The organism is Bdellovibrio sp. HCB288 (genome assembly GCF_047305935.1).
Taxonomy (GTDB): Bacteria; Bdellovibrionota; Bdellovibrionia; order Bdellovibrionales; family Bdellovibrionaceae; genus Bdellovibrio.
In genome coordinates, this window is sequence record NZ_CP178619.1 from 2771605 (window position 1) to 2798332 (window position 26728).

General features: G+C 47.3%; 23 protein-coding genes and 1 tRNA gene. 18 read left to right on the top strand and 6 right to left on the bottom strand.

The window, feature by feature from the left end; genetic code table 11:
• Positions 1–85: 85 nt before the first annotated feature.
• From ACLVWR_RS13585 to ACLVWR_RS13595, 3 genes are read right to left on the bottom strand one after another with little or no spacing between them, the layout of a single operon-like run.
• Positions 86–1789, bottom strand: coding sequence for a GMC oxidoreductase (locus ACLVWR_RS13585; protein ID WP_413581185.1), 1704 nt, complete (start codon positions 1787–1789; stop codon positions 86–88).
• A gap of 12 nt (positions 1790–1801) precedes the next feature.
• The gene (locus tag ACLVWR_RS13590; RefSeq protein ID WP_413581186.1) at positions 1802–2923 is read right to left on the bottom strand and encodes a DUF6765 family protein; all 1122 of its coding nucleotides are present in this window, start codon (positions 2921–2923) and stop codon (positions 1802–1804) included.
• Between the two features lies 1 nt (position 2924).
• Complete coding sequence (locus ACLVWR_RS13595) at positions 2925–4667, bottom strand: alpha/beta hydrolase (protein WP_413581187.1); 1743 nt, start codon at positions 4665–4667, stop codon at positions 2925–2927.
• Between the two features lie 245 nt (positions 4668–4912).
• Here ACLVWR_RS13595 and ACLVWR_RS13600 point away from each other — a divergent pair, with 245 nt between their 5' ends.
• Entirely contained in the window at positions 4913–6190 is a 1278-nt protein-coding gene (locus ACLVWR_RS13600; protein WP_413581188.1) for a sensor histidine kinase, read from the top strand.
• Between the two features lie 3 nt (positions 6191–6193).
• On the opposite strand, the gene ACLVWR_RS13605 is transcribed toward ACLVWR_RS13600, so the two are convergent.
• Positions 6194–7336 (bottom strand): DcaP family trimeric outer membrane transporter, encoded by a 1143-nt coding sequence (locus tag ACLVWR_RS13605; protein ID WP_413581189.1) that lies wholly within the window; start codon positions 7334–7336, stop codon positions 6194–6196.
• On the opposite strand from ACLVWR_RS13605, the gene ACLVWR_RS13610 reads away from it, so the two are divergent.
• The 5 genes from ACLVWR_RS13610 (at position 7335) to ACLVWR_RS13630 (ending at position 10527) form a co-directional block, all read left to right on the top strand.
• The gene (locus tag ACLVWR_RS13610; protein ID WP_413581190.1) at positions 7335–8708 is read left to right on the top strand and encodes an MFS transporter; all 1374 of its coding nucleotides are present in this window, start codon (positions 7335–7337) and stop codon (positions 8706–8708) included. The two genes, ACLVWR_RS13605 and ACLVWR_RS13610, sit on opposite strands and share 2 nt — an antisense overlap.
• A gap of 89 nt (positions 8709–8797) precedes the next feature.
• Positions 8798–9205, top strand: coding sequence for a VOC family protein (locus tag ACLVWR_RS13615; RefSeq protein WP_413581191.1), 408 nt, complete (start codon positions 8798–8800; stop codon positions 9203–9205).
• A gap of 93 nt (positions 9206–9298) precedes the next feature.
• Positions 9299–9781 (top strand): hypothetical protein, encoded by a 483-nt coding sequence (locus tag ACLVWR_RS13620; protein WP_413581192.1) that lies wholly within the window; start codon positions 9299–9301, stop codon positions 9779–9781.
• Between the two features lie 81 nt (positions 9782–9862).
• Positions 9863–10117 carry a transporter substrate-binding domain-containing protein gene (locus tag ACLVWR_RS13625; RefSeq protein WP_413581193.1) on the top strand — a complete coding sequence of 85 codons (255 nt, stop codon included), beginning with the start codon at positions 9863–9865 and terminating at the stop codon, positions 10115–10117.
• Positions 10118–10293: 176 nt separating this feature from the next.
• Positions 10294–10527, top strand: a complete 234-nt coding sequence (locus tag ACLVWR_RS13630; RefSeq protein WP_413581194.1) for a hypothetical protein — start codon at positions 10294–10296, stop codon at positions 10525–10527.
• Between the two features lie 230 nt (positions 10528–10757).
• Here ACLVWR_RS13630 and ACLVWR_RS13635 read toward each other — a convergent pair whose 3' ends face one another.
• Complete coding sequence (locus ACLVWR_RS13635) at positions 10758–12719, bottom strand: alkyl/aryl-sulfatase (RefSeq protein ID WP_413581195.1); 1962 nt, start codon at positions 12717–12719, stop codon at positions 10758–10760.
• Positions 12720–12985: 266 nt separating this feature from the next.
• Positions 12986–13067, bottom strand: a tRNA-Leu gene (locus ACLVWR_RS13640).
• Positions 13068–13396: 329 nt separating this feature from the next.
• On the opposite strand from ACLVWR_RS13640, the gene ACLVWR_RS13645 reads away from it, so the two are divergent.
• The 12 genes from ACLVWR_RS13645 (at position 13397) to dut (ending at position 26725) form a co-directional block, all read left to right on the top strand.
• Positions 13397–14602, top strand: coding sequence for a hypothetical protein (locus ACLVWR_RS13645; protein WP_413581196.1), 1206 nt, complete (start codon positions 13397–13399; stop codon positions 14600–14602).
• 40 nt (positions 14603–14642) lie between these two features.
• Positions 14643–15323, top strand: coding sequence for a hypothetical protein (locus ACLVWR_RS13650; protein ID WP_413581197.1), 681 nt, complete (start codon positions 14643–14645; stop codon positions 15321–15323).
• A gap of 7 nt (positions 15324–15330) precedes the next feature.
• Entirely contained in the window at positions 15331–15768 is a 438-nt protein-coding gene (locus ACLVWR_RS13655; RefSeq protein WP_413581198.1) for a GNAT family N-acetyltransferase, read from the top strand.
• A gap of 293 nt (positions 15769–16061) precedes the next feature.
• On the top strand, positions 16062–16586 hold the full coding sequence (rimP, locus tag ACLVWR_RS13660; protein WP_340599556.1) for a ribosome maturation factor RimP: 525 nt from the start codon (positions 16062–16064) through the stop codon (positions 16584–16586).
• Between the two features lie 12 nt (positions 16587–16598).
• A complete protein-coding gene (nusA, locus tag ACLVWR_RS13665; RefSeq protein WP_413581199.1) occupies positions 16599–17996 on the top strand; it encodes a transcription termination factor NusA in 1398 nt (465 codons plus the stop codon).
• A 37-nt stretch (positions 17997–18033) separates the two neighbouring features.
• Positions 18034–20937 carry a translation initiation factor IF-2 gene (gene infB, locus ACLVWR_RS13670; protein WP_413581200.1) on the top strand — a complete coding sequence of 968 codons (2904 nt, stop codon included), beginning with the start codon at positions 18034–18036 and terminating at the stop codon, positions 20935–20937.
• The gene (rbfA, locus tag ACLVWR_RS13675) at positions 20937–21338 is read left to right on the top strand and encodes a 30S ribosome-binding factor RbfA (protein ID WP_340599553.1); all 402 of its coding nucleotides are present in this window, start codon (positions 20937–20939) and stop codon (positions 21336–21338) included. Before infB ends, rbfA begins: the two co-directional genes overlap by 1 nt.
• Positions 21328–22281, top strand: a complete 954-nt coding sequence (truB, locus tag ACLVWR_RS13680; RefSeq protein ID WP_413581201.1) for a tRNA pseudouridine(55) synthase TruB — start codon at positions 21328–21330, stop codon at positions 22279–22281. The genes rbfA and truB overlap by 11 nt, the downstream gene beginning before the upstream one ends.
• 130 nt (positions 22282–22411) lie before the next feature.
• The gene (gene rpsO, locus ACLVWR_RS13685; protein WP_340599551.1) at positions 22412–22681 is read left to right on the top strand and encodes a 30S ribosomal protein S15; all 270 of its coding nucleotides are present in this window, start codon (positions 22412–22414) and stop codon (positions 22679–22681) included.
• A 188-nt stretch (positions 22682–22869) separates the two neighbouring features.
• Complete coding sequence (gene pnp / locus ACLVWR_RS13690) at positions 22870–24963, top strand: polyribonucleotide nucleotidyltransferase (protein ID WP_413581202.1); 2094 nt, start codon at positions 22870–22872, stop codon at positions 24961–24963.
• A gap of 47 nt (positions 24964–25010) precedes the next feature.
• On the top strand, positions 25011–26279 hold the full coding sequence (locus tag ACLVWR_RS13695) for a M16 family metallopeptidase (RefSeq protein WP_413581203.1): 1269 nt from the start codon (positions 25011–25013) through the stop codon (positions 26277–26279).
• Entirely contained in the window at positions 26276–26725 is a 450-nt protein-coding gene (gene dut, locus ACLVWR_RS13700) for a dUTP diphosphatase (protein ID WP_340599548.1), read from the top strand. The genes ACLVWR_RS13695 and dut overlap by 4 nt, the downstream gene beginning before the upstream one ends.
• Positions 26726–26728: the final 3 nt, after the last annotated feature.

The following is a 26728-nucleotide window of genomic DNA, read 5'->3' on the forward strand; positions in this document are numbered from 1 at the left end:
TGTCCTGAGCTTATCAAAAGTTAAATACTAAGGCAACTAAGCTTCTCCGGTTATTTACAACGGGGGCATAAGTAACCCCCTTAGATTATTGATTTTTTTGAGTAACGCTCAAATTGGAAGCAGCCACAATGGATGGTTTCGCTGGGATTTGGTCAGCGATAAACTCTGCCACGGCGGCGATGGTCAAGGACGGGTTCGTGCCGGTTGAGGTGGGCAGGATGCTGCCGTCAACGACATAAAGCCCCTCATAGCCGTAGACTTCACCACGAGGGCTCACCAGGCCTGAATCAGCGCTGTCACCCATGGGGCAGCCCCCCAAGGGGTGAACCGCAATGACCTTATCCAAATGAGTCAGTGGGTTGTCCATAAAAGTTCCATTCAGGTTTTCCGCGACCTTTTTCATTTCCTCGCGCATGCGATCAAAGTGCAGGTCACTGGTTTTGATGTCCCAGTTAATCACGGTCTGTCCGTCATCACGCAAGGAGACCACACCATCAGAGCGATCCCGTCCCATGCCCAGCAGAACCATCGCTCTGCGGGTGAAAGTGCCGCGATCCAATGCCGCTGCAAAGTCATCACCTACATTGATTTCAGATTTGTATTTGATGCGCAAAACTTTGCAGGCGTACTTTTTCAAAGTTTTGCAAACCAGTGACAGCACTCCGGCGATGCCCGTGATCTGCGGAACTTTTCCTGACAGATACCAGGCCATGCCAATCGGGAAGCCCGCGTCCTCCAGATACATTCCGTGAGGGAAACCATCAGGATAGTTTTTCATTGAGTATTTGATGGCGCTCGTGATGACCGGGCCATTCGTGGGATCATGGTAGTCTTTGGTATTTAAGACCATTCCCAACAGATCACCATTCCCGCACCATTTCTGTCCCAGCCAGTTGTTCAGCTTTGGCAGATGACCTTTTTGTTTCATTTTCAACAAAAGAGATGTGGAGCCCACGGAGCCTGCAGAGACAATGACTTTGCCGGCTGTTAAAACGATTTCCTGAGAGGGGAATTGCGGGACGTGAAACGTGATTTTATAATGGTCTCCAACTTGTTCAATCCTGCTGACTTCGGCCTGTGTTCGTAAATCCAAAGTGCCCGTGGAATTTTTCAGATGTCTGGCGCGGAAAATATAATTCAGATCCAAAGTGTTTTTTGCGTGAATATTGCAACCCAGGTCGCACTCGCCGCATTTGTTGCACTTTGATTGAACGGCGCCATGGGCGTTTAAGGATTGCTGTCCTGGAAACTCGCCTTCAAAACGGACCGCCAGGGGCGGAAGTTGAAATTCCGCAGGCGTCAGTGAGGCGGGATTCTGCTGCATTTGTTGTGCGGCATTTTTCATGGCCGTGGTTTTCGGCGTGTCCTTGTAATACGGATCGGAGTTGTACGGATAGGGGCGAGCCTCCATCATGGAAATCACTTTATCATAGTAGGGCTCAAGCTTGTTGCGAGTGAAACCACCGGGCCATCCAGCAAAAAGTTCTTCTGGCATGCGGTACAAAACATTTGCATAAATCAGACTGCCACCACCCAGGCCGCTTGCCGTTAAGGTCATGACGTCGCTGTCCGGGGTGTCGCGGAACTCCATCAAGCCATATTTCCCATCTTCCGGATCCCAGAACATATTGTCCTGAATTTCATGGGGGCGGCGAGGGAACTCGTGCATTTTCCATTGGCGTCCGCGCTCCAGCAGGCAGACGTTGTAGCCTTTTTCAACCAGACGGCAGCTCATGACAGAGCCGCCAAATCCTGAACCAATCACCACGTAGTCGAAATCAAGTTTCATACAGTAAAATCCTTATGCGACACAAATTTGATATCTGGGAAGAACATCGTGCAAAACTGTAAAGCGATAAAACAGCAAAGCATCATGCATCAGCTTCCAGTTGGACTTTAAAAACTCTTCCTTGTACGGAACATTTAACAGCTCGAGGTCGGAGTTGAAGTCAAAGTCATCATTGGTTTCGATGTCTTCAAAGGCTTCACTCAGCCAGCCATCTTTACCTTCAACAGAGTAGTGCCAGGTGTCCGTGCCAAATTGAAAGGACCCACATTGAATGTACTCGCGCCATTTTTGCAGGCGCTCTTCGCCCTCTTCGTTATCGATTGTCTGAATCAGCTCTTTTAGTTTTTTCAGATCTTCATCGAAAATTTTCACCACAGGCAGACCGTGGGTTTTGCGGACTTCCTGATAAAAGGCCAACACGTGGTGAATCGCCTGCATGTAATCGGAAGGGTTGTCGCGCTGAATGGTGCGGCCCTGCCAGTCCTGATAGCTCCAGCGTAAGTACGGCAGATCAGGGTACGACAAGACCGTACCATGGCCGATAGGATTGTATTCACCCACAAAGAATGAAAGAACCCAATCGTACATGCGACGGAATGGATTTCTGCGATAGAACTTCTTGCGGTAGTTCATCATGTCAGCATCCAGGGCGCCTTCGCCGTCATAGATCTCGCTGACTTTATTCAGTTCGTGAGTGATGCCGGCAAACCCCTGGTGAGCCCAAGTGTCCACGAAGGCGTGGGTTGTGACTCCCAGCAGATGATATCCGAAGGGTTTGTTGAAATTGGTCACGCAGCTGTGGACGACATCCTGGGCGATTTTACTATTCGGACGACACACCAGCTTCTGCGCCAAGGAGTCGATACCTTGATCGCGGACTTCATTGCCGGGAATAAAGTGAAAGGGAATCCACACGTGATGGTTTGCCAGTTCTTTGAAGTTTCGGTAGTCCAGCATCTTGTGGGCGCTGGCGCGAAACTCATAGACGGAGCGGTTTTCAAAAAATATAGTCCCGGAGTTCACCGCATCGTCCACATACTGTGAGCTGCTGGCGATGGTGTTGGCCTCATAAGGGGAAAATCCACTCATGCGCGCAAGAACATAGGTCACACCCAGATGAAAATCGATTTGCATATCAAACCCTTTGCTTATTCAGGAATGCCAAAAGTTTTGGGAAAACTTCGATGTGCGCGTACTGCCCCATGAAGGTGTCCTGATGTCCATAACCGGGGACTTCCAGATATTCGACCTGCGCGGCATTCTTGCCATTTTTCAAAGCCTCATAGGTCATTTTGTTGGAGCCCGGGAAGATGTTGTTCTCTGAACCACTCAGGAGCAGAGTCGGAGGCAGAGTTCCTTTTTGGCTTTCCTCCAGGTAGTTTTTGGATTTATCAAAGGACACGGAGGCCTTTGCGAAAAGCATTTTTCTAATGTGACGGTAGTAGTGAAAGCTGGTGCCGCCGAATAAATCCTTCAGGCGACGATGCGTGGTCGGGTGAATGTTGCGATGAACATAGGCCGCTGGATACCCCCAGCCCCACATAAAGCTCACCAGGTGACATGCAGGTTCTTTGCACTCGTGACGGATGCCACGCTCCATCCAATAAAGCCATTTTCCAAAACCCGGCCCCGGAAAGTAAGCCATGCGGGGACTGATGTAAGCATAACCAAAAACATATTCCAGCAAGTCGGGACCGAAAAGCATTTTGATAAATGCCTGCCAGCGGACTTTGGGTGTCAGAGAAACACTGTTGGATATGACACTGGTGATGCCTTTGACATGACCGGCAGCCAAGGAAGCCATAAAGGAAATGGAACCCACACAGTGACAGACGACGTGGATCTTTACATCTTCACCACATTGTTTGCGAATGAAGTCCACCGCTGTGGGGATGTCGTTTTTGGCAATGTCATCCAGATTATAGCGATGAGGTCCCAGGTTGTAAGTGAAGCGACCACTGCCTCGCCAGTCCAGGGACCACACATCGGTGTATCCGTTGCTGTGCAGGTAGTTCACAAAATTTTGGTGCTCGGGCATGATGAACATGTCAGTGGAGGTGGTTAATCCATGAAGCAGCAAAATAACGTTTTTGGTTTCTTTGGCTTTAAAGCGCTGAATTGAAATCGTCAAACCATCCGGAGTGTCCAGCGGAAAAAGAGTCTTTTCGCCAATGGCGACACCCTGGGTGGTGTGCATGGGATAAAAGTGCTCATTCCAGCGAGCTGTTGTGGTTGTGAACACAAACGGCGCATAGGACTGCCAAAGATTTTTCGCAAAAACATTCAGAAACTTGGCAACCGCTTCCTGTTCCTGAATTTGCGTTGGAGCGTTGCTTTTGAATGTGGTCAATTGCTTGATAAAGTCGCTGACGGATATGTGCAAAATACCAACGCCGCTGACATTCTTGGTTTCGCCCGGATTGTAGGCAGAGTGGCCCTCATAAAGGTAGTAATAAAGTGTCGTCGTCTGTGACCACATCTCGAAGGAGTCTTCTTTAATGACTTCCTTAAAACCAAAGAACGTCCATGGCTTCCCCTGTGGATCACGCAGGAAAAGCGTGTAGTGCATTTCTTTAGCGGTATCCAGGGCGGAGCTTGCTTCCGGTCGCACAAAAAGATTGAACAGACCTTTTTCAATTTTAAAATCCGTGATCTCTCCCACGGCATCAGCCTCTAACTGCGGATCGACGATGAAAGAATCCAAATCAGAAACTTGGATGGTGAGGGTGAATTCAAATGGGACTCGGGAAGGTGACTCAACGAGGTTTTCAAAATCCGATTTTTTAAGTGGGCTGTTGGTGGAAAGTGCAAATGGTTTTGAAATATAGTGGCCAGCCATTCGCTCGGTGAACTCGAGAGAGGTTCTTGAAGAGGTCATTGAATTCCTTTTGTTTAACAAAGGATAGGTGGATTGAAAAAGGCAGTAAATAAACAACAGTCAATGCAGACCAAGGAGCGGTGGGCGGAAAACCCCAATAAAAAGGACGCATTAGGGGTGCTGGATGTAAGTCCTGAGGTTGTTCTCGTTATGAGACAGACAAAGATTACAACTTTGTAGCACTCTCCCGCACAAATGTCCTTCTGCCGATATATAAACAGAAAAGAATTGGAAATACAGCCAGAATGATCGAGTTCAAAATCACAGCTGAGGAAGCTCAACAAAAACGACTCTTTTATCTGAAGATGATCTACGTCATCTGTTTGCTGATTTCTAGTGTCTATCTCCTTAAATTCAATTTCGAATATCACATTTCCACCTATAACGGGATGCTGTTCACGTTGTGGATTGCGACAGCGATTTTGCCGCCGGTGTTTTTGTACTACTTCAAAAGTTATACGGCTTCGGCACTGACTTGTGTGGGGCTGGCTTCGGGTCTGTTGATATATCTTTTGTATCTATCCGGAGGCGTTGAAGCACCCGGGATCTTTTGGCTTGCGGCCGTTCCGTTGGTGTCAGGTGTATTGCTGAAAGTGCGAGGCGCTGTTTACGGTTATTTTACTGTGTTCGTGACGATGATCTGGTTTTGGATTTTGAAAATGCAGGGTGGGAGTGTGAATATCATCGCCACCCATGGTGATTATGACTTTGAGAAAAGCTTCAATGTTTGCACCTTCCTGATTTTTGCCGGCATCACCACTCATTTGTATATCAAAGGCGAACAGAAATTCACGACAAGACTGCAGGAAAAGCACTGGGACGTTGAAAACCTTTTGCGGGTTCTTTTGCATGACGTGGCAAATACGTTGTCAGCCATGACTTACAATCTGATCAAGGTGCGCGAAGACCAGGAGCAAGCAGCTCCAATGGTTTTGGAGCTGGATAAGATGGAGCGGGCTGTGAATGACATCAACAACCTGTTGAACCAGGTGCGCCATTTGAAATCCGTCAAGGATGGAAAAGCCATGATGCCATTAAACCCCGTATCCATTGCCATTGTTTTGAATGAGGTGATGGAGAAGTCAGAAACTCTGGCCTCGCAAAAAGGGATTAAAATCGCCCTTGATTTGACTCGCGATAAAATGGTCGTGAATAGTGAAAAGACGATTCTAAGCAATGTGGTATTGGCAAATCTGATTAATAACGCAGTTAAATTTTCTCTGCCAGGGGAGCGCATTGATTTGCGCGCCTATTCTCAGGAAACCATGGCCGTCATAGAGATTCAGGACTACGGCATTGGTATGCCGGAAACGCTGCTGAACAAAATATTCAGTCTGGACACGGCCACCACGCGCACCGGAACACAAGGGGAGAAAGGCACCGGTTACGGGATGCCTTTGGTTAAAGAGTATCTGACGATGATGGGGGGGAGTATCATGATCACCTCCCAGGAAGAACATGTGCCCGCTCATCCAAGGGGCACAAAGGTTGTTCTAAAGATTCCGCTCACGGCAATCAGCTAATCCCTAAAGATTCGCCCACTTGTTTGCAAAAATATATTTAAATGTAAATTGCACGCGATAATCCTCGCCACGGTCGCCATCTTTATCCTCACGCAATCCGTACAGGAACTCCGCTCCCATTAAGACATTTTTGTCCGGCGTATAGAGCATGTTCACGGAGGAGTACTCGCCAAACTTATAAGCATCTGCTGCCTGATAATTGGTGTTTGTGACTTCGGTTTTGGAAAAACCAATCGATGATGACCAGATCTCGCTCCAGCGATGATCAAAGTAGGCCACCCATCCCAAGAGGGGAACAGCTTTCGCCTGCAAGTCACCCGGTGGTCCGTCGGCTGCGAGGTCGGTGCCGCCATCATTCATATAGTTTGCAATGCCATCACCATAGACCGCAGACAAAATCAATTTGTCTGCAGAGCCAATCACGTAAGACGTGGAGAGATTAACACCCCAACCCATCTTGTGGTCTTTAGGATCCGCGTTGACAGCGCCCGTAGAATCAAACCCCAGGTAGCGAACTATCCCTGACACATTCAGATGACCCCATTCCGGGCTGTAGCGATATTTCGCAGAAAGATCTGGATATTTGTTATCCATACTGACGGCACCCAACGAAGCATCCAGGTCAGCGCAAGGGTTCTCAAGCGCCACCGAAACAGTGCTTGTTCCAGTGATCGGAGTGTATCTGATTTGTGGAGTACGAATAAAGACCATACCTGTTGGCCCCCAATAATCCACGATATTGGGAAAGCCATCTACATCCATAAAGTTTGACCAAGTTTGGCCCACAAGGACTGTGCCCCATTCGCCATAGGCGTGACGCAAGCGAGGCGTCACTTTGCCGGCATCTTTTCCGACGCCAAAGAAATCGAATTCAATACGTGATTTTAAGTTATCCCCGGAAACAAGGGTGTTGCCTTGAACTCCCAAGCGAGTTTGACGGGGGCTTAATATCGCCTGTCCATCACTTCCATACTGACTGTCTTGAGTGGGAATTTTTGAAGGTCTTAGAGTGCTGATCCAATCGGGATCTGTTCTTTTGAAATCCTGTACATAGTCCAATTGGGCAAAGCCATAAACTTCAAAGTCTGCATAAGCAGAGTTTGCCATCACAAGACCTAATATAAGTGTTCCTACAGACTTCTTCATGACCGTCGTCCCCCAAAGTTTGAGTTGTATACTTGGTGGTAAAATTCAAAAAAATCAGCCAAATGACAAGAATCAAGGTTGTAATGTGGTGTTTGGCAAATTGCTTGCGGGCGAAAAGCAGTGTACAAGTATCCACATGCTCTCATCCTCTGCTCTTTCTGATTTCAAAAAACTTATCTCCGCTCGCTTTCTTTTCACCCTGGCCGTGCAAATGCAGGCGGTCGTGGTGGGGTGGAGGATTTATGAGCTCACCAATGATCCATTGTCTCTTGGGCTGGTGGGCTTGGCCGAAGCGATTCCTGCGCTAAGCTTAGCACTTTACGCTGGATACGTGGTGGATCGCTCCCGCCCGATTAAAGTTTACCGCTGGGTTTTGGAAGGCAGTTTGTTGGCTTCAGGCATTTTGCTGACGGCGTCGTTGTTCGGTGATCAATGGAGCACCGGAATGCATATCTTTGCACTGTATCTGTCTTCGGTATGTTCCGGAGCAGCCCGTGCATTTTCTCAGCCCTCCATGTATGCGATTCTTCCCAAGATGACCAAACGAGATGGTTTATCCAAAGCCTTGGCGTGGATGAGCACGGCCATGCAAGTGGCGCGGGTCTCGGGGCCGGCATTGGGTGGTTTGATTTTTGGTTTTATGGGAATGAAGGTTTCTTTCGGAGTCATTTTTGTTCTGCTTTTGGGAGCGCTGGCCGCAACCTACGGAATTAAAATGAAAATCGAAGCCCCTGCATTGGATGGGGAGCCCCGCGCGATGGTGGAGGAGCTAAAATCCGGAGTGAAGTTTGTATTCGGGCATCCGATTTTGTTACCAGCTTTAACTCTGGATATGATTTCAGTTCTCTTTGGTGGAGTGACAGCGCTGTTACCCATCTATGCGAAAGAAATTCTGGAGATCGGACCTCGGGGCTTGGGGATCTTGCGTGCGGCACCTGCCGTGGGTGCGATGGTGATGGGATTTATTCTAACTCGCTTCGCAATTCGAAAAAATGCAGGCAGGTATTTGTTAAGTGCGGTGTTTGGATTTGGCTTAAGCATTTTGGTTTTCGCTGTTAGCAAGGATTTCTATCTGTCCATTTTTGCGCTGATATTCAGTGGCGTATTTGACAGCGTCAGTGTCGTGATTCGCAGCACCGCTGTTCAGCTGGCTTCGCCGGATCACATGCGCGGCCGCATCTCTTCGGTGAATTCGATGTTCATAGGCTCCTCCAACGAAGTCGGGGAGTTTGAATCCGGTGTGGCTGCCAAATTCCTGGGGACTGTTCCAGCCGCCTGTTTCGGGGCGGTGATGTGTCTGCTGACGGTGGGAATTGTCAGCTGGAAATTCCCGGCGCTTCGAAGAATGGATATGGATAAAGTTGCGCCGTAATATTAGTCGGCAGGCTTGATCGGTTCAATATGACGAGCGTTTGTCAGTAATCAAATTGCAGCTTCTGACTATCGCACTACACTTTATGCATGCTTAAAACTGCTTTAATTAATATTGATGTCGATAATATTGAAAAAGCCATTCTCTTCTACACGGAAGGCTTGGGTTTGCGGTTGGGTCGTACGTTTGATGCTGAATTCGTGGAGCTTTTGGGGCTTCCATGTCCTGTGTACCTCCTTCAGAATCAGGCGGGGACTTTACCATTTGCATCTGCCCGGGAGGGGCGAAGTTTCTCCCGCCACTGGAGTCCTGTTCATCTGGATTTTGTCGTCGATAATATCGAGCTCGCCTCCCAAAGGGTTCTGGCCCACGGGGCCCGGATTGAAAGTGATACCAAGAAAGAGCCTTACGGCAAATTGGCGATGTTTTCAGATCCCTTCGGTCATGGATTTTGTCTAATTGAATTCAATGAAAAAGGATATGGCGCACTTACTTAGGTTTTTGCTCTAAATACATGGCGGACCTTTGGGAATTGCACTCACTTAGGATAGGTAATATAACTGTAGGCATTCGACAATCAAAGGTGCTCAATGAAGCTAGCAGAAATTATTAAAGTTATCGCCCAAGAACTTGGTTCTTCGGATCTGAAAGAAATTAACAAACTTCTAAAAAAAGATCCGGGGATTAAGTTCCGTATCACAGGCAAAGCATTAGGCCATTTTGGTTTCACCGGACAAATCAAAGGTCTTTCAGAAGAAGGTGTTAAAGCCTTCATGGCAAACAAAGTGTCCTTGATTCGTTTGGACGATATAGAAACGTTTGGTAAAGCCAAACCTCGTGAAGAGCGTCCCGTAAGAACCGCTCCAAAGGCAGAGAAAGTCCCTGCGGTAAAACCTGCTGCAGTAAAGAAAGCAAAAGCAGCAGCAAAACCTGCGATGGCCGAACTTGAAGATGACACCGACTTTGACGATGATTTTGGGGACGAGGACTTGCGCGCCAAAAAAATTAAAAAAGGTCAGCCCAAGGCCGCTGGCAAAAGTGGCAGCCGCTTTATTCCGACCTCTAAAAAGTAGTTAGCCAGAGCAGGCAGGGTGGGATTGACATAGTCAACACAGTTTGACAGGCCATTGCACTTCGAACAGACTTCTTCATGAATGAAAATCTTCAAAGAAAAATTAACCAGAGGGTTAGCCTGTGCGGTGGTGCTGTTGTTTGCCATGCCTGGTCGCGCAAATAAGATCATAGTAGTGGGAGAGGAGTTTCCTCCCTATAAATACCTTGATAATGGCAAAGCTGTCGGAGTTGATATTGAAGTGGCACAGCACATTTTTCGCAGACTCGGCGTTGAGGGCATTTACTCCCTTTGCCCTGGAAAGATGTTGGTCGATGCTTCAGGCGGGGCGGGCTGATGTCGGCATGTCTATTTCAAAAAATCCAGATCGCGAAAAGTACGTGCTCTATTCAAAGCATGCAGTCTGGACGTCGGATTTTGTGTTGTTCACAAATACAAAAATTAAATTGAAGTATCCAGAAATTACAAGTCTCGATGATATTAAAAAGTACAAACTGAAAGTCGGCATTGTGAATGGGAATTCATCCGGATTTTTGGAAAGAGTTTCCATTTCAAGACCACTTGCAAACCAAATACAACGCGCAACGGGAGCCCTACACCACGGCAGTGACGAATTTAAGAATGGTGAACTCCGGTCGCATTGATGTTTTTCCGATTGATAAAAGAATTGGCAGTTTTACCACTAAAAAGATGAAACTGGCGAACGTCACGCACTCCACAGGCATAGAAGAGTCAGCATTATTTTGAACGCATTGACCATAAACGTCCTCCATAAATGCGAATATGACTACATCGGAGGAATTTCCTTATTTCTTAATAAAATCACGGCAAAAGTGACGTTCTTTTTAATCAGTGTTCGGTGAGTCCCTGTTGGGCGGGGAGTTTGTGCGGAGCCCTAAGTGAGACGTGGGATGGCGGAAAAATGCAGGTGATATTAAAAAAAGGACGGGTTTTTTCCCGTCCTTTTTTGGGAATACTTAGTTTCCGGTGTCGGCACTGGCCATGTGATCGCTTTTACCTGACTTCTCTTCAACCGGCGTAATCAGGTTGAATTTCATGTCAAAAGTATCAAGCATCGCAACCAGGTCATTGAGTGCGCCTTTTGCAGGCTTCGTACCGCCCATCATTGCGCCAAAATCCTCCGAGGACATGGCGTAAGTGGCATCATACTTTTCGCCCGGCTTCGCTTTTCTGATATTCAAAACCGAGTTGTTCAATTCCAGTGTTTGTTTCTCTTTGGAATTGTTCAAGGTCAGTCCGATTTTCATGGATTTGCCGGCGGCCTTTTCTGGATTTAAGCGAAGACCTGTGTAGTCGATCAGCATTGCCAGTGGCAAAGTGCGTGTGTCGACGACCGGCATTCCCGGTCCAGGAACTCTGCCGCGCAATTCTGCTGCACCTGAAAGATAGACGTCTCTCCAAGGGCCGCTTTCCGCCTGGAATCCCAATTGTTCCAAGGCTGCCGCTTGAAGCTGTCGCGCATCTTTGTTATTGGGTTCCGCATAGACCAGATGGTTCACCAATTCAGCGGTCCAACGATAGTCACCCTTGTCGAAGGATTCTCTTCCAATTTTTAAAACTTTCGACGCTCCACCCATCGCCGAGATATAGCGCTTTGCTGATTCTGTGCGTGGATGTTTGTGCAAAGTTGCGGGATTCCCGTTGTAAAAGCCTAAGTACAATTGGTATGTGGCTTTGACGTTATGGCTTAGGGAGCCATAGTAGCCGCGATTGTAAAACTCTTTGCCTAAATTGTCGGGGAGTCTAATTTTTTCCGCGATCTCTTCAGCGTCATAACCTTGATTTGCCAATCGCAAAGTCTGGTCATTGATGAATTTATACATGTCTCTTTGCTTGGTGATATGCTCAACCACTTTGGCATTTCCCCAGCGTGGCCAGTGATGGGAGGCAAAGCTCACGTCGGCTTTGGATCCGAACATGTCCAGTGTGGTGTTAAGTGCTGTGGACCAAACAAGGGGGCTGCGCACTTTTGCTCCACGCAATGTGTACAGATTGTGCATTGTGGAGGTCGAGTCTTCGGAAAGGCAAAGGGCTTTCATTTGTGGGAAATAGAAAAGCATTTCAGACGGAGCTTCTGTTCCTGGCGCCATTTGGAAAACGATTTCCACGCCATCGACAGTCAATTTTTCTCCGGTTTTTGAGATGATTTTATTTGGTGGAATCAGACCGCTGGTCCCGATAGAGGTGCCTGGCCCAAGACCTGTGCCCAAATTTCCGATAGGGGAATTTTGCAGGGTTCGGCCATACATGTAATCGGCTCTGCGTAACATGGCGTTGCCGGCATAAAGATTTTCGCTGACCGCTTCTTCAACAAATCCTTCAGGTGCAATGACCTGTACTTTTTTGGATTTTGCATCGGCTTCGCTGATAACACCACCGGCGCCACCAAAGTGATCGATGTGGCTGTGGGTGTAAATCAATGCCTTAACCGGGCGTTTACCCAGCTTGTCGTTGGCAAGTTTCAATCCCGCCGCCGCAGTTTCATTGGAAATCAGTGGATCGATAACAATCCAGCCGGTTTTTCCTTCGATCAATGTCATATTTGACAAATCAAATCCGCGAATTTGATAGATTTTATCCGTGACCTTATACAGACCATGCATGCGTGTCAGTTGGGATTGGCGCCACAAGCTCGGATTTGCAGTTTCGGGAGTGTCACCTTTTACGAAGTCAAAAGCGGAAAGATTATAAATGGTTTTACCATCTTTGTCCTTGATCATCGGGTTGTCCAAAGTGCCAATAAAGCCTCTTTGTGCGAACTCAAAGTCCTCCTTGTTGTTGAAGTCCAGCAGTTTTGCAAACTTCTGGTTTTCCCTTTTGGTGAAGTCTGTGGCTTTTCCATCAGGAAGGTCGGCCGCCTGACTGACTGAAGTCGCAAATAAAACGGCGAGAGATCCTCGCAACAAGCATTTTTTCATTTCTTTCCTCCTAAGTGTTTAATTGTTTCTGAGAATGAAAAGAACTGGAAATGAAGGGTGGACAATGTGTGGAAAATCACCCTCAATGTTCGATGCCCTCAGAGTGGGCCGAATGACAAAGGACAAAGCGTGTTTTTTTAATTCCCTGTAGAGGTCGGCAGATTCCGGGCATAAAAAAAGCCGACTCGAAAGTCAGACTTATTACTCCTGCGAAGTAGGAGTGTAGACAGTACAAATAAAAAAACCGCCAGAAGGGCGGTTTTATTTGGTGCGGGTGGAGGGACTTGAACCCCCATGCTTTCGCGGAAGATTTTGAATCTTCTGTGTCTACCATTTCACCACACCCGCAGTGAGGTGATCTTTGTAATATTAGATGGCCTCCATCCTCAACATATTTTTTAAAAAGCCCTAATTTTTCTGCGTTTTTGCCCTCTTTTTCAGCGAGTTTGTCACTCCTGGCCAAAATGACCCCAGTTTGAAAGGATTTCAGGAACCGCTCTAAGAGTTGTCACTTCTTTATTCAGACAAGCGAATCAGGTCCGCCTGCTTTGGAGCCCTAAATCCCAAGATTTCAACAACTTAGGTGCCAGCGCCGAAATCCGTCCCTGTTGGCACTGGCCTTGCTTTACAGGGTTTCGATTAAAAAAGGTTCTAAGAAACCACACTGAGGAGACTGTATGAAAAAGTATTTCTATGTCCTTGCGGCTTTGAGCATGGCGCCGGTATTCGCGTTGGCTCAATCCCTTGAAGGTGATGTTGATGCTGAATTGGATGCTATGTATTCCAAGCAGACACAACCACAGGTTGTAAGCACACAAACGGTGTTGCCAGCGGCAGCTCAAGGTGAAGTGCAAACGGTTAAGCCACAACCTATCTATATTATTAACTCCCCAGCTCAGGCGGCTCAGGCCACTGCGGCTACTCAGCAGGTTCAAAAACAGCCTACGACTGTTATTGAAGCTTCTCCTTTGGCGGAATCCCGTGCGGAAGCTATCCGTAAGAGCCGTCAGGATGCTGAAGTTCAAACTGAACAAAAAATCGTGGAAAAACTTGAGCAATCCCGCATGGAAGATGAAAAACGCCGTGCTGACGTATTGTTCGGTGATAAATTCAATAATCTAAATCAAGCTCAACAGGTTCCAGTTCAGCAACCAGTAGCTCCAGTAGTGGTAGCTCCGGTAGCAGCTCCGGCTCCGATTATCGTTGAAAAACAAGTATCTGATGATTCTGCAACTCGCGAAATCGTTCGCCAGGAAATGGCAGCATCTTTGGAGAAAAACAAACCAGAAGAGCCAGTTCGTAGCAAATACGTTTCCGGTCTAGTTGGTATGGGTGACTATCCAGATGTTTCTAACGTTAAAGGCAACTACGCGTTGGGTGTTGCTTTCGGTAGCAAAGTTGATGGTTTCATCATCGAGGGTTCATTCCTTTACTCGAACTACTCCGTGAACAACAACGCCTACGGTTATAACTACAACTATAACTACAACAATCAAGGTGTTGATGTGAATCAATACACAGGTGCGTTGGCAGCTAAAATCCAGTTCTTTGATGGTATCGTGAAACCAGTTATCGGTGGTATCGCGGCTTACTCTTACAGAACTTACGAAATGAAAAACAACTATGGTTACAACTACTCATACAACAACTCTAACTCTGATGTGAATTCACATGCAGTAGATTTGGGTGCGTTGGTAGGTGCTGACCTTGAGTTCTCTCCGAAATACGCTATCGGTTTGGACTTCAGATATATGTGGAATCTTTCCAACCGTATCAACTACGGCAGCAACTGGAACTCTGCATATAACGAATGGCAGAACTACAATCCGATCGAAAAACTTCAATACTATGTAATGACAGTTTCCGGTCGTATGAATTTCTAATTGTTTCCGAAATATCTCTCAGTGGTGGCGGAGTCCTGTTATGGGGCTCCGCTTTTTTTTTGGACAAAGCCCGGCGCTTCGGTACAATAAATCCATGCGCATCCTGATGCTTTCCTTATTTTTTGCCGTGCCAGCCCTGGCTGCCAATGTGGTTTCAGAAACCGTAGGGCAGGTCGGGGACTATGTGATCACCAGTCGTGAAGTGCAAATCACGACCGTGATCGATCACATTCTTTTTCCTCCCAAAGATAAAAAATCGACTTCCTTGATGGAGACGGGGCCTGAATCCAAGGAGTTCCGAAATCACGTGACAGCCGTTTTGTTGGAGGCGGTAGTGGCCATGGAAGCTGCGACTTTCAATGTCGGTACAGCCTCTGCTGCGGAGTTGGATGAGGCGATAGCCAAAGTGGAAAGAACAGCCTCTGGTAAAACCTATTGGAATCAGCTTCAACCAACGCCAGCCGAAGTGAAAAGGTTTACGGATCGCAAGCTTGTGGCTAAAAGTTTTATGAAGTTTAAAACCGGCTCCATGGCGGGGATCGTCTCGAACGTCGATGCCTATGAGTACTATCAAAAAAATCGCAGCAAATTCGGCAGCACGCCCTTTGCGGAGATTCGCGACAGCATTAAAACGTTCCTGGGACAGCAACAGCTTGAAGAGCGTTTGCGCGCATGGTTTGAGTTGATGAAGCGCAAATACAAGGTCAGAAACTTTATCTAGGGCGATCATGAAAATCGAATCTTTATATACTCCTCACAAAGCTGCCATGCGCGCCCTGGTGGAGGCCATTCATGCTCAGGCAGGAATGCTGCCACAGTTTTATTGGCCAGCGGAGATGTTGGGGGCGGAGATGGCCACAGCCGAGGGATTTGGGATTTTCGAGGGCGAGGAACTTGCCGGATTTGTTTTGTACCGGGAAGTACCGGGCGCCTGGGAGATTTCTTTGGTGGCGACGCATCCCCAATTTCAGCGCCGCGGACTGATGGAAAAGCTAATTGGCTATATGATTGCCGCAAAGGGTCAGGGTCGTGAGCTGTGGTTGGAAGTGCATGAAAACAATGAATCAGCCCGAAAATTGTATGAAAAGCTCGGGTTTAAATTGAATGGGCGACGTCCTCGCTATTATAAGGATGGGGCCACGGCTTTGCTTTATTCCTGTCCCTGAATGGGCTGCTGTTGACCTTGGGCCAGATAAGTCCTTGCACTGGTTCGATTTTTTTGTTAGTTTAAGGACGTTCGATGGGCCCAACAGGCCCATTTTTTTTTGCCACTGAATTCTTTTTTGAGTTCCTCGGACAAAACGGGATGTGCATGCCAGATACGCTTTAAGCGTTTGAGCAGGTACACGCTGCAGGCCCAGTTGGATATTTCCCAACGGCTTTTAGCAGGAGTCACTTCATTAGTAAGCTGAAACCACCCGTACGGGGTTGGTGGGCTGAAGTTAAAGGAAGTGAAGAGATGTCTGAGAGACCCTCTTGGTTAGATCAAGTAGAAAAAATCGCAAATGATGCTGCCAAAGCAAATGGCTGCCTGCTTTACGATATTGAATTCGTAGGCATGGGCAAAGGGCGTACTTTGCGTTTGTTCATTGATAAGGAAGACGAAGGCGGGATCAGTCTTGAAGATTGCTCGAATGTCTCCAAGGCATTGAACGAAGTGTTGGAAAAGGATGAGGACATCATCCCGGGTGCGGCTTACGCGTTGGAAGTTTCCAGTCCGGGTTTGGAACGTCATCTGGTGAAACCATGGCATTTTCAAAAAGCCGTGGGCAAAAAAGTATATCTGAAAACATCCAAATCTTTAGAGAGCATGGGTGTGACAGATAAAAAATGGAAGGCCGTTAAGACCGTCGAGGAAGTTATTGAGTCCGCTGACGATCAAGGTGTGCGTTTCGTGGTCAAAGACGTCGAGATCAAAATCCCGTACGCGATGATCGAAAAAGCTAAAGTTTTATTTGAAGTTACTAAAGGTCAAAAAAAGTAGAGAGGATGAGCCATGGCTGAAAATATGTTTTCAGATCTTTCCAAAGTGATTGAGCAAGTTGGTAAAGACAAAGGTATCGACAAACAGGTCGTTATCGATGCAATCACTCAAGGTATGCTTGTAGCAGCCCGTAAAAAGTACGGTACTTACCGTGAAATCGAAGCGGCATACAATGAAGAGACTGGCGAAGTTGAATTGTTCGAGTTCAAAGAAGTAGTTCCTCGTGAAAAATTCGTCGACGAAGAAGTTGAAATCACTTACGACGACGCAGTTAAATTGGATCCAAACGTTCAAATGGACGATTCTATCGGTATCAAATTGGAAGCTTCTGATTTGGGCCGTATCGCTGCTCAAACAGCGAAACAAATCATCATGCAAAAAGTGCGTGATGCTGAACGCTCCATCATCTTTACTGAATTCGAAGAACGCAAAGGCGAAATCGCTTCCGGTATCGCTCGTCGTGTTGAAAAAGGCGCGATCGTTGTCGATTTGGGTCGTTCTGAGGCCTACATCCCGCCTCGTGAACAAATCCCAGGTGAGCAATACAAACCAGGTGACCGTATTCAAGGTTACTTGTCTGAAGTTCGTCAAACAACTCGTGGTCCTCAGATCATCATGTCTCGTGCAGACGAGCGTTACTTGATGAAACTTTTCGAAATGGAAGTTCCGGAAATCTACGACGGTGTGGTTGAGATCATGGCGGCGGCTCGTGAGCCAGGCCAACGTGCTAAAATCGCAGTTCGTTCCAATGACTCCACTGTAGATCCAGTAGGGGCTTGCGTTGGTATGAAGGGTTCCCGTGTACAAAACATCGTACAGGAACTTCGTGGTGAGAAAATCGATATCGTTCCTTGGGATGAAGACATCACTCGTTTCGCGGTGAATGCTTTGGCTCCGGCTGAAATCTCCCGCGTATTCCTTGATGATACAAATCGTGAAATGGAAATCGTTGTTCCAGACTCTCAATTGTCATTGGCAATCGGCAAACGTGGTCAAAACGTTCGCTTGGCAGCTAAATTGACGACTTGGAAATTGGATATCATTTCTGAGTCTTCAGCGGCGTCTCGTACAGCGGAATCCATCTTCAATTTGATGTTGATCCCGGGTATGAACGAAACAATGGCACAAAACATCTTCCAATCCGGCTTCGGTTCATTCCAATCTGTAGCTCAGGCGAGCGTTCAGGAATTGATGACGATCCCAGGTTACGATGATCCTGAAAAGGCAGAAAAACTTTCTAACGAAGCGAAAGCTTTGCTTAAAAAGTATGAGTCTGAAGGCACTCCGGTTCCAACAGCTCCATCTGCTGCGAAAGAGACAAAAGCTGGTGGGTCTGCAAAGGCACAAGCCGATGCATTGTTGAAGCAAGAGTTGCAGAAATTGAACTCTCAAGAAGCTGAAGAAGAATAGATTTTTTAAAGATACAGTTACTACACAGGGAGACTGAGTGAGTAATCCAAAAGTTTTTGAATTTGCAAAAGAAATCGGGATGACCCCGTTGGCCTTGATGGACAAAATCCGCGAGTGGAATTTGCCTATTAAGAGTCATATGGCGGAGTTGGATCCACAGGTTCTTGAGCAGATTAAAATTAAGTTGGGTGGTGGCGATAAGCCGGCTGAAGAAGCTAAACCCAAAAAAGCAGCAACTCGCAAAGCGCCAGCTAAAAAAGTAGCGGCAGCAGCGGCGGAAGCTGAGGCGGCTGCAGCAGCAGCTCCAGCTAAAGTCATTCGTCGTAAGACGAAAGAGGAAGCGGCTCCAGTTGAAGCGAAAGCAAAAGTTATTTCCAAACCCGATGTTGACGAGGAAGCAGAAACAGAAGCTTCTAAAACAACTCGTGTTGTAGTTAAAAAACCTGCAGCAGTTGCAAAGGAAGAGGCGGTAGAGCCAACTCCGGCAGTTGTTGAGGAAAAGCTTGTCGCAAAACAAGAGTCGACTCCGGTTGCACCTGTTGCTGAAGCGAAAGTTGAAGCTCCGGCTCCTGTGAAAACAGAAGCACCTGCAGCTCCAGCGGCAGCGGCTCCGGCGCCACAAGCTCCGGCGGCTCGTAAGAAGGAAGTTGTTGTGGGAACAAGCGGTGTTGCAAGTTCATCCACTCCAGCATCTGCGCCGAAAAGAAACATCATTGGGCGTATGGATCTATCCCGCGTTCAAACACAAGCTCCTCCACGCCAGCAAGGTGATCGCCCACAAGGTGGATTCCAACCGCGTTCAGGTGGTGGTGCAAGTGCATCTTTCACAGGTCCTCGTCCGGGTGGTTTCAATCGTCCAGCGGGTGGCGCGCCAACGCGCAATATCCGTCCAGGGTTTGTAGCTCAACAGGCTCCACCGGAAATGCCACCAGCAGAGGGTGCGGGGCACTTCCAAAATAAAGACTTCGATAAACGTAAGCGTTTTGGCGGTCCTGCTCCGGCGGCTCCACCAGCTTTCGGTGCGGGTCAAAATGCTCGTGAGAAAGAAAAAGAAGAAGAAATCAAGAGCTTCAACGCCGTTGATTTCCGTAAGCGCGAAATGGTCTTCCAGCCTAAAAAGAAGAAGATCGTTACTGAGCAGGGTCAAAAAACTCAAATCACCAAAGCTGCTGCCCATAAGCGCGTAGTTAAAGTGAACAACTCCATGAAGCTGACAGACTTGGCGATGGCGATGGGTCTAAAAGCTCCGCAATTGGTTAAAGTTTTGATGACGAATGGTGTGATGGCGAACATGAATACGGACCTGGATTTCGATACGATCGCGTTGATCGTGCCTGAGTTCGGTTGGGAAGCACAAAACGTATTCAAAACAGCTGATGACGTTGCGACTGAGACTGCATTCGGTGAATTGGATGCAGACAAAATCACTCGTCCGCCGGTTGTTACAATCATGGGTCACGTTGACCATGGTAAAACATCTTTGTTGGATGCTATCCGCAATGCTGACGTTGCCAAAGGCGAAGCCGGCGGTATCACTCAGCACATCGGTGCATATTCTGTAAAAATTGAAGATGGTTCTTTGATCACGTTCTTGGATACTCCGGGTCACGAAGCCTTCACGGCAATGCGTACTCGTGGTGCGAACGCGACAGATATCGCGGTTATCGTGGTAGCTGCGGATGACGGTATGATGCCGCAAACGCAAGAATCTATTAACCATGCGAAAGCAGCAGGCGTACCTATTATCGTGGCTGTGAATAAGATGGATAAACCGGGTGCAAATCCGGATCGTATCAAACAACAATTGACTGAACTTGAAATCGTCCCGGAAGAATGGGGTGGTAACACGATCTTCGTGGAAGTTTCAGCACTTAAGAAAACCGGCTTGAAAGAGCTACTTGAACAAATCAAGTTGCTTGCTGAAGTGGGTGAATTGAAAGCAAATCCTAAACGTTCGGGCACAGGTCTTGTGATCGAAGCGAAAATGGAAAAAGGCAAAGGACCTGTTGCAACACTTCTGGTTAAAGACGGAACTGTGGCAGTTGGTCAGTACCTTGTTGCAGGAACAATGAAAGGCCGCGTTCGTTCTTTGACGAATGATAAAGGCGTAAGAGTTGAATCTGTCGGTCCGGGTCTTCCAGTGGAAGTCTTGGGTCTTGATGGTGTTCCAGCTGCGGGTGATAAGTTTGACATCGTTATTGATGAAAAAACGGCTGAAGAGATGTCTACATTGAGAAAAGAACAAGCAGCGAAAGCGGCGAATGTTCCTGCTCAAAAAATGTCTTTGGACGAGATCTTCTCTAAAGTTAAATCAGGCGATGTGAAAGAACTTGCGATCATCCTGAAAGCAGACGTTCATGGTTCTCTTGAGGCCATCAACGGCATGCTTGGTAAATTGGTAACTCCGGAAGTTAAAGTGCGTGTGATCCACGCCGCTGTCGGTGGTATCAACGAGAATGACGTAACTTTGGCGAATACTTCCAAAGGTATCGTTTTGGGCTTCAACGTACGTCCTGACCTGGGCGCACAAGCTAAAGCGAAACAATTGGGCGTGGACATCAGAACTTACTCGATCGTGTACGAATTGATTGATCAAATGAAAGCCGCTATGTCCGGTCTTCTTACTCCAGATATGGTTGAAGAAGTTATGGGTCGTGCGGAAGTTCGTAACGTGTTCAACGTACCTAAAATCGGAGCGATCGCTGGTTGCTTCGTACTTGATGGTAAAGTTCAACGTAACAACTCGATCCGTCTTCTTCGTCAGGATAAGATCATTTACGAAGGTAAAATCTCATCGCTTAAACGTTTCAAAGACGATGCTAAAGAAGTGGCGCAAGGCTACGAATGCGGTATCGGCATTGAAAACTACAATGACGTTAAAATCGGCGATATGATGGAAGCGTTCATTAAAAAAGAAGTTGCTAGAGAGTTGGGTCTTTAATGAAAAATGTGGGTGATGGCCGCAGGGTCGCGCAAGTTGAGCGTCAAATTCAAGCGACCATTGCTCAATTTTTAATTAGAGGTTTCAAAATGCCGTTGCCAGGTTTGGTAACGGTGGCTTCTGTAAAGATGCCAGCGGATTTGCGTGCGGCAAGAGTTTACATCAGCGTTCTTGGTTCTGAAGCGGATCAGGAACAAGCGATTGAGCTTTTGCAAGAGCGCGCTTTTGAAATCCAAAACTATATCGGTAAAGAATTAAAGATGCGTTACTGCCCAAAATTAAAGTTCTATCCGGATCATACGACAGAACAGGTTTTGAAAGTGGAGCGCATTATCTCTGATCTTGAGGCTGAACGAAAAGCCAAGAATCCCAAAGACGAATCCGAATCTGATGACGAATAATTCTGAAAATAATAGACCGCCTAAGCGGGACCCTGTCCCGTTTGATGGCTTATTGCTGGTCGATAAACCGTCTGGCATTTCCAGTCACGACGTGGTTTCACGCCTCCGTCGCATCATGGGCACAAAGTCTGTCGGTCACTCCGGCACTTTGGATCCAATGGCGTCGGGCTTGATGGCCTGTTTGATCAATGAAGCAACCAAGCTTTCCCAATACATCCTTGAAGGTGACAAAGGTTACCGCGTGCGTATTCAATTCGGTCTTCGTACCGACACCTTGGATACGACAGGGGAAGTGCTTGAAACGCATCCGGTGGATTTAAATGAAGCCACCTTGCTTGCTGAAGCCATGAAACTTCAGGGCGAGATGGAAGTTGAAGTTCCGATTTACTCGGCCATTAAGGTGCAGGGTAAAAAGCTCTATGAATATGCCCGCCAGGATAAAGACGTGGTGATTCCCAAAAAGGTCATGAACTTCTGGGATATCAAATTCTTAGGGATGGGGACTGATTGGGCTGAGTTTGACCTGCGCTGCTCAAAAGGCAGCTATATCCGCACTTGGGTCGACCTGCTGGGGAATGCGTTAGGGTGTGGTGCAGCGATGAGTGGACTGCGCCGGACTTATTCGGCTCCCTATTATCTGGAGCAGGCCATGACCTTGGAGGCTATCGAGGAGTGTGTAAAAAAGGACACTCTTTCGGGGGCTTTTGTTGCGATGGATGCGGCCTTGCCGATGGTAAAGCGTATTCGAGTTAAAGGGCAGGATCAGGTTCTTTTGGGCAATGGGCAGATCAGTCATGACCTGCGCAGCCAGCTTATAGCGGTTTTTAAGCCCGAAGAAGACCAATATGTACAGATCCTGTCGTTGGATTCCGGGAAACTTTTGGCCATTGTGGGGCTGGAGCCGGGCCGCGGATTTGTCTTAAAGCGCGTGTTCAAATACTAATTATTTTCACTACTTGACCCCGCATTCGGGGTCGGATAGAACCTTACCAAACCTGCCTAGGATCGACAGCCATGACGACTGAGGCGGGGAGTTTAGAAACCGGCGGCAACGCCAATAACAGGAGACGCTAATGGCAGTCACTAAAGAACAAAAAGCACAGATCGTTAACAAGTTTAAAACTGCGGGCCTTGATACTGGTTCAGCACAAGTACAAGTTGCTTTGCTAACTGCAAGAATCAACGACCTTACAGGTCACTTCACAACTCACAAAAAAGACTTTCACGGTCGTCGTGGTCTTGTGACTTTGGTTAACCAACGTCGTAAGCTTTTGGATTACTTGCACCGCAAAGACGTGGCTGCATATCAAACTCTTATCAAAGAACTTGATATCCGTAAGTAATCTCATCTTAAATAAGATAATCAGAAGGGGCGTAATAGCCCCTTCGAATTTTAAAAAACAGGAAGCCAGCTGAGAAATCGTGCTGACTTCACCAGTAGCAAGATAGCTGCTGAGATCTCGGAATGATTTTTGAGATGGCTTCCACAAACGGATGGCGAAAAAGAAATTTCGCTAAATAAGGAGATTTAATGAAAACGACTGTAACTACTTCTGTAGGTGGAAAACAGATCACAATCGAAACAGGCCGTATGGCAAAACAAGCTGATGGATCAGTACTTGTTTCCAGCGGTAACAACATGGTTATCGTAACTGCTGTTTCTTCCAAAAAACAATCTGAGCTGGATTTCTTCCCTCTGACTGTTGAATATATCGAAAAATACTATGCTACTGGTAAAATCCCAGGTGGTTACTTCAAACGTGAAGCTAAGCCAACAAACGATGCGGTTCTTATCGCTCGTTTGATCGATCGTCCAATCCGTCCTTCTTTCCCAGAAGGCTACCGCTACGAGACGCAAATTGTAGCGACAGTACTTTCTGCTGACGGTTCTTTCCCATTGGAAATCCTGGCGAGCTTGGGTGCTTCTGCAGCTCTTCACGTATCAAACATTCCATTCAATGGCCCAACTGCAGCGGTTCAAATCGCTCGCGTTGATGGTCAATTCATCGCCAACCCAACTCCACAACAAATGGAAAAATCCGACATGGATATGATCGTTGCGGGAACTCGCAATGGTTTGTTGATGGTGGAAGGCGAAACGAAATTCATCACTGAAGCAGACGCTTTGGCAGCATTGAAATTCGGTCACCAGGCATTGATCCCACTTTTGAATGCACAAGATGAATTGCGCGAAAAAACAGGTTCTGTTGCTAAACGCACATTCACAGCACCTGCAGTTGATGCTGATTTCAAAGCTTCTGCAGAAGCTTTCTTGCAGCCTAAAATTGCTGCTGCTTTGGCAATCAAAGAAAAGCAAGATCGTTACGCAGCTTCTGCAACTGCAGCCGCTGACGCTGAAAAAGCATTGCTTGCAACAATCACTGATAAAGAGCTTTTGAAACAACGTAAAAAAGATCTAAACACTGTTATCGAAGATCTTAAGTACAAAGAAGCTCGTGCGATGATCTTGGATCGCAAAGTTCGTATCGATGGTCGTAACACGACAACTGTACGTCCGGTTGCCAACGAAGTTGGTATCCTGCCACGTGCCCACGGTTCTGGTCTTTTCACTCGTGGTGAGACTCAAGTATTGGGTACCGTGACTTTGGGTACGGGCGATGATGAACAAATGGTTGATTCATTGTTGGGCGTTCAAAAACGCAAATTCTTGCTTCACTACAACTTCCCTCCATACTCTGTAGGTGAAGTGGGTCGTATGAGCGGTACTTCTCGTCGTGAAATCGGTCACGGTAACTTGGCAGAGCGCGCTCTTAAAGCAGTTCTTCCTGACCATGAGAAATTCCCATACACAATCCGTATCGTGTCTGAAGTTTTGGAATCCAACGGTTCTTCTTCAATGGGTACTGTATGTTCTGGTTTGATGGCTCTTCTTGATGCCGGCGTTCCTGTTAAAGGCAACGTTGCAGGTGTGGCGATGGGGCTTATCAAAGAAGGCGACCGCGTAGCTGTATTGACTGACATCCTGGGTGACGAAGATCACTTGGGTGACATGGACTTTAAAGTTGCTGGTACTGCTCAAGGTATCACAGCGGTTCAAATGGATATCAAAATTGACTCTGTTTCTTTCGAAGTTATGGAACAAGCGTTGTCTCAAGCTAAAGACGGCCGTATCCACATCTTGAACGAAATGGAAAAAGTAATGAAAACTCCTCGTGGTCAAATCTCTGAATTTGCTCCACGTATCGAGACTATCAAAATCCGTCCAGACAAAATCCGCGAGGTTATTGGTTCTGGTGGTAAAGTTATCCGTGGTATCACTGAAGCGACTGGCGTTAAGATCGAGATCGAAGACGACGGTACAATCCACATTGCATCCGCTGATCCTGAAGCAACTAAAAAAGCTATCGGCATGATCAACGACATCGTGGCTGAAGCTGAAGTTGGTAAAACGTATAAAGGCCGCGTAGTAAAAATCGCTGAGTTCGGTGCTTTCGTTGAAATCCTTCCGAACACTCAAGGTTTGCTGCACATCTCTGAGATCTCTAACGAGCGCGTTCGCGCCGTGACTGATGTTCTTAAAGAAGGCGAAACTATCGATGTGAAAGTTCTTGAAGTTGACCGTGCAGGTCGCGTGAAGCTTTCTCGTAAGGCTTTACTTCAGTAAAGCCTTATGCGCCAAAGCTTTAGCGACGGCGCATGGGAGTAACTACATTGGCTAATTTGTTCAAGAAATCTGAACTATCTAACGGGATCCGAGTGATGAGCGAGTTTCATCCAGGGTCCCGTGCCGTTTCTATCGGTATCTGGGTTTTGACGGGGACTCGTGACGAGACTCCAGCCATCGCCGGGATGTCTCACTTACTTGAGCATCTGGTGTTTAAAGGCACCAAGACCCGCAATACTTATCAAATCGCAAAATCACTGGAATCCGTGGGTGGGGAGCTGAACGCATACACTACTCGCGAATACACGTGCTACCACGCTCTTGTCTTGAAGGATCATTGGGAGACTGCATTGGACGTTTTGTCTGATCTTGTTTCCAATATGGATCTGGTCAAAAAAGAATTCGCCCTGGAAAAAGGTGTGATTCTGCAAGAGATCGCGATGTCAGAGGACTCTCACGAGGACGTGATCTATGACGTTCTTTATGATGAAGCCTACGGCAAGCATCCATTGGGTCGTCCGATTTTAGGGACACCAGCCTCTATTGCTTTGATGAAGCAAAATCAGGTTTTGGATTATTATAAGAAAAACTACACCGGCAAAAATATCATCGTTAGCGCAGCGGGCTGCCTGGATCATGATGAGTTTATGGCGGGCGTGCAAAAGCACTTGGGTAAAAAGAAAAAATCCACACTTAAGAACACGCGCAAAAAGCCAAGCTGGTTGCGTCGGCGTCGCGTGATGGAAAAGCAATCCGAACAAGTGCACATGTTGCTGGGACTACCGACCGCGAGCTTCCATGACAAGCACCGCTTTGAAGCGGTGATCGCGAATACTTTGCTGGGCGGGGGGATGACCTCAAAGCTGTATCAAAGTGTGCGCGAAAAGCGCGGATTGGTGTATTCCATTTTCTCCAGCTTAAATACCAATATCGATTCAGGAATGCTGAATATCTATGCGGCTTCTGAATTGAAAAGCGTCAAAAAAGTCGCGGATCTTGTTGCCAAGGAGTTTCAGAAATTGCGCACCAAAGGTGCCACCAGAGCGGATGTTGAGATGTTTAAGACTCAAGTCAAAGGCTCTATTTTGCTGGGCTCCGACGACATCGAAAATCGCATGACTTCTTTGGCCGTCAATGAAATGGTGTTTGGCGAATACAGATCAGTCGAATCCGTCATCGAGGAAATCAATCTGGTCACAGTGGACACTGTGAATGATTATATCCGCAATGAGCTTAAGACTGACAAAACATCCGGCGTATTGCTGGGCACTGGTGTTGAGGAACTCAAAGACTGGTGGGAGGGGTTTGAGCTATGAATAAAGTAAACGTAAAAATTAAGACTCTTGAAAACTTCAAAGGTGAATTGCCAGCTTATCAATCAGCGGGCGCTTCCGGCGTTGATGTTCGCGCACAACTTGATGGCCCTGTGGTTTTGGAACCAGGTCAGCGTGCGATGATCCCAACGGGTTTGAGCTTTGAGATCCCAATGGGTTTCGAAATCCAAGCTCGCCCTCGTAGCGGCTGGGCAGCAAAAAACGGTCTGACTGTTTTGAACACGCCGGGAACTATCGATGCGGACTATCGCGGTGAAGTAAAAATCATCGTGATCAATTTGGGTGATGCAGCTGTGACAATCGGCGATCAAGAGCGTTGCGCGCAATTGGTTGTGGCGCCCGTGTACCAAGCAAACTTCGTAATGGCTCAGGAGCTAACTGAGACAGAGCGTGGTGCAGGTGGCTTCGGATCCACAGGTCGCGCTTAGGTA

Excerpts from the sequence above, each read along its gene's own strand:
- ACLVWR_RS13585 (WP_413581185.1), bottom strand. The coding sequence starts at position 1,789 with ATGAAACTTGATTTCGACTACGTGGTGATTGGTTCAGGATTTGGCGGC.
- ACLVWR_RS13590 (WP_413581186.1), bottom strand. The coding sequence starts at position 2,923 with ATGCAAATCGATTTTCATCTGGGTGTGACCTATGTTCTTGCGCGCATG.
- ACLVWR_RS13595 (WP_413581187.1), bottom strand. The coding sequence starts at position 4,667 with ATGACCTCTTCAAGAACCTCTCTCGAGTTCACCGAGCGAATGGCTGGC.
- ACLVWR_RS13600 (WP_413581188.1), top strand. The coding sequence starts at position 4,913 with ATGATCGAGTTCAAAATCACAGCTGAGGAAGCTCAACAAAAACGACTC.
- ACLVWR_RS13610 (WP_413581190.1), top strand. The coding sequence starts at position 7,335 with ATGACCGTCGTCCCCCAAAGTTTGAGTTGTATACTTGGTGGTAAAATT.
- ACLVWR_RS13605 (WP_413581189.1), bottom strand. The coding sequence starts at position 7,336 with ATGAAGAAGTCTGTAGGAACACTTATATTAGGTCTTGTGATGGCAAAC.
- ACLVWR_RS13615 (WP_413581191.1), top strand. The coding sequence starts at position 8,798 with ATGCTTAAAACTGCTTTAATTAATATTGATGTCGATAATATTGAAAAA.
- ACLVWR_RS13620 (WP_413581192.1), top strand. The coding sequence starts at position 9,299 with ATGAAGCTAGCAGAAATTATTAAAGTTATCGCCCAAGAACTTGGTTCT.
- ACLVWR_RS13625 (WP_413581193.1), top strand. The coding sequence starts at position 9,863 with ATGAAAATCTTCAAAGAAAAATTAACCAGAGGGTTAGCCTGTGCGGTG.
- ACLVWR_RS13630 (WP_413581194.1), top strand. The coding sequence starts at position 10,294 with ATGGGAATTCATCCGGATTTTTGGAAAGAGTTTCCATTTCAAGACCAC.
- ACLVWR_RS13635 (WP_413581195.1), bottom strand. The coding sequence starts at position 12,719 with ATGAAAAAATGCTTGTTGCGAGGATCTCTCGCCGTTTTATTTGCGACT.
- ACLVWR_RS13645 (WP_413581196.1), top strand. The coding sequence starts at position 13,397 with ATGAAAAAGTATTTCTATGTCCTTGCGGCTTTGAGCATGGCGCCGGTA.
- ACLVWR_RS13650 (WP_413581197.1), top strand. The coding sequence starts at position 14,643 with ATGGGGCTCCGCTTTTTTTTTGGACAAAGCCCGGCGCTTCGGTACAAT.
- ACLVWR_RS13655 (WP_413581198.1), top strand. The coding sequence starts at position 15,331 with ATGAAAATCGAATCTTTATATACTCCTCACAAAGCTGCCATGCGCGCC.
- rimP (WP_340599556.1), top strand. The coding sequence starts at position 16,062 with ATGTCTGAGAGACCCTCTTGGTTAGATCAAGTAGAAAAAATCGCAAAT.
- nusA (WP_413581199.1), top strand. The coding sequence starts at position 16,599 with ATGGCTGAAAATATGTTTTCAGATCTTTCCAAAGTGATTGAGCAAGTT.
- rbfA (WP_340599553.1), top strand. The coding sequence starts at position 20,937 with ATGAAAAATGTGGGTGATGGCCGCAGGGTCGCGCAAGTTGAGCGTCAA.
- truB (WP_413581201.1), top strand. The coding sequence starts at position 21,328 with ATGACGAATAATTCTGAAAATAATAGACCGCCTAAGCGGGACCCTGTC.
- rpsO (WP_340599551.1), top strand. The coding sequence starts at position 22,412 with ATGGCAGTCACTAAAGAACAAAAAGCACAGATCGTTAACAAGTTTAAA.
- pnp (WP_413581202.1), top strand. The coding sequence starts at position 22,870 with ATGAAAACGACTGTAACTACTTCTGTAGGTGGAAAACAGATCACAATC.
- dut (WP_340599548.1), top strand. The coding sequence starts at position 26,276 with ATGAATAAAGTAAACGTAAAAATTAAGACTCTTGAAAACTTCAAAGGT.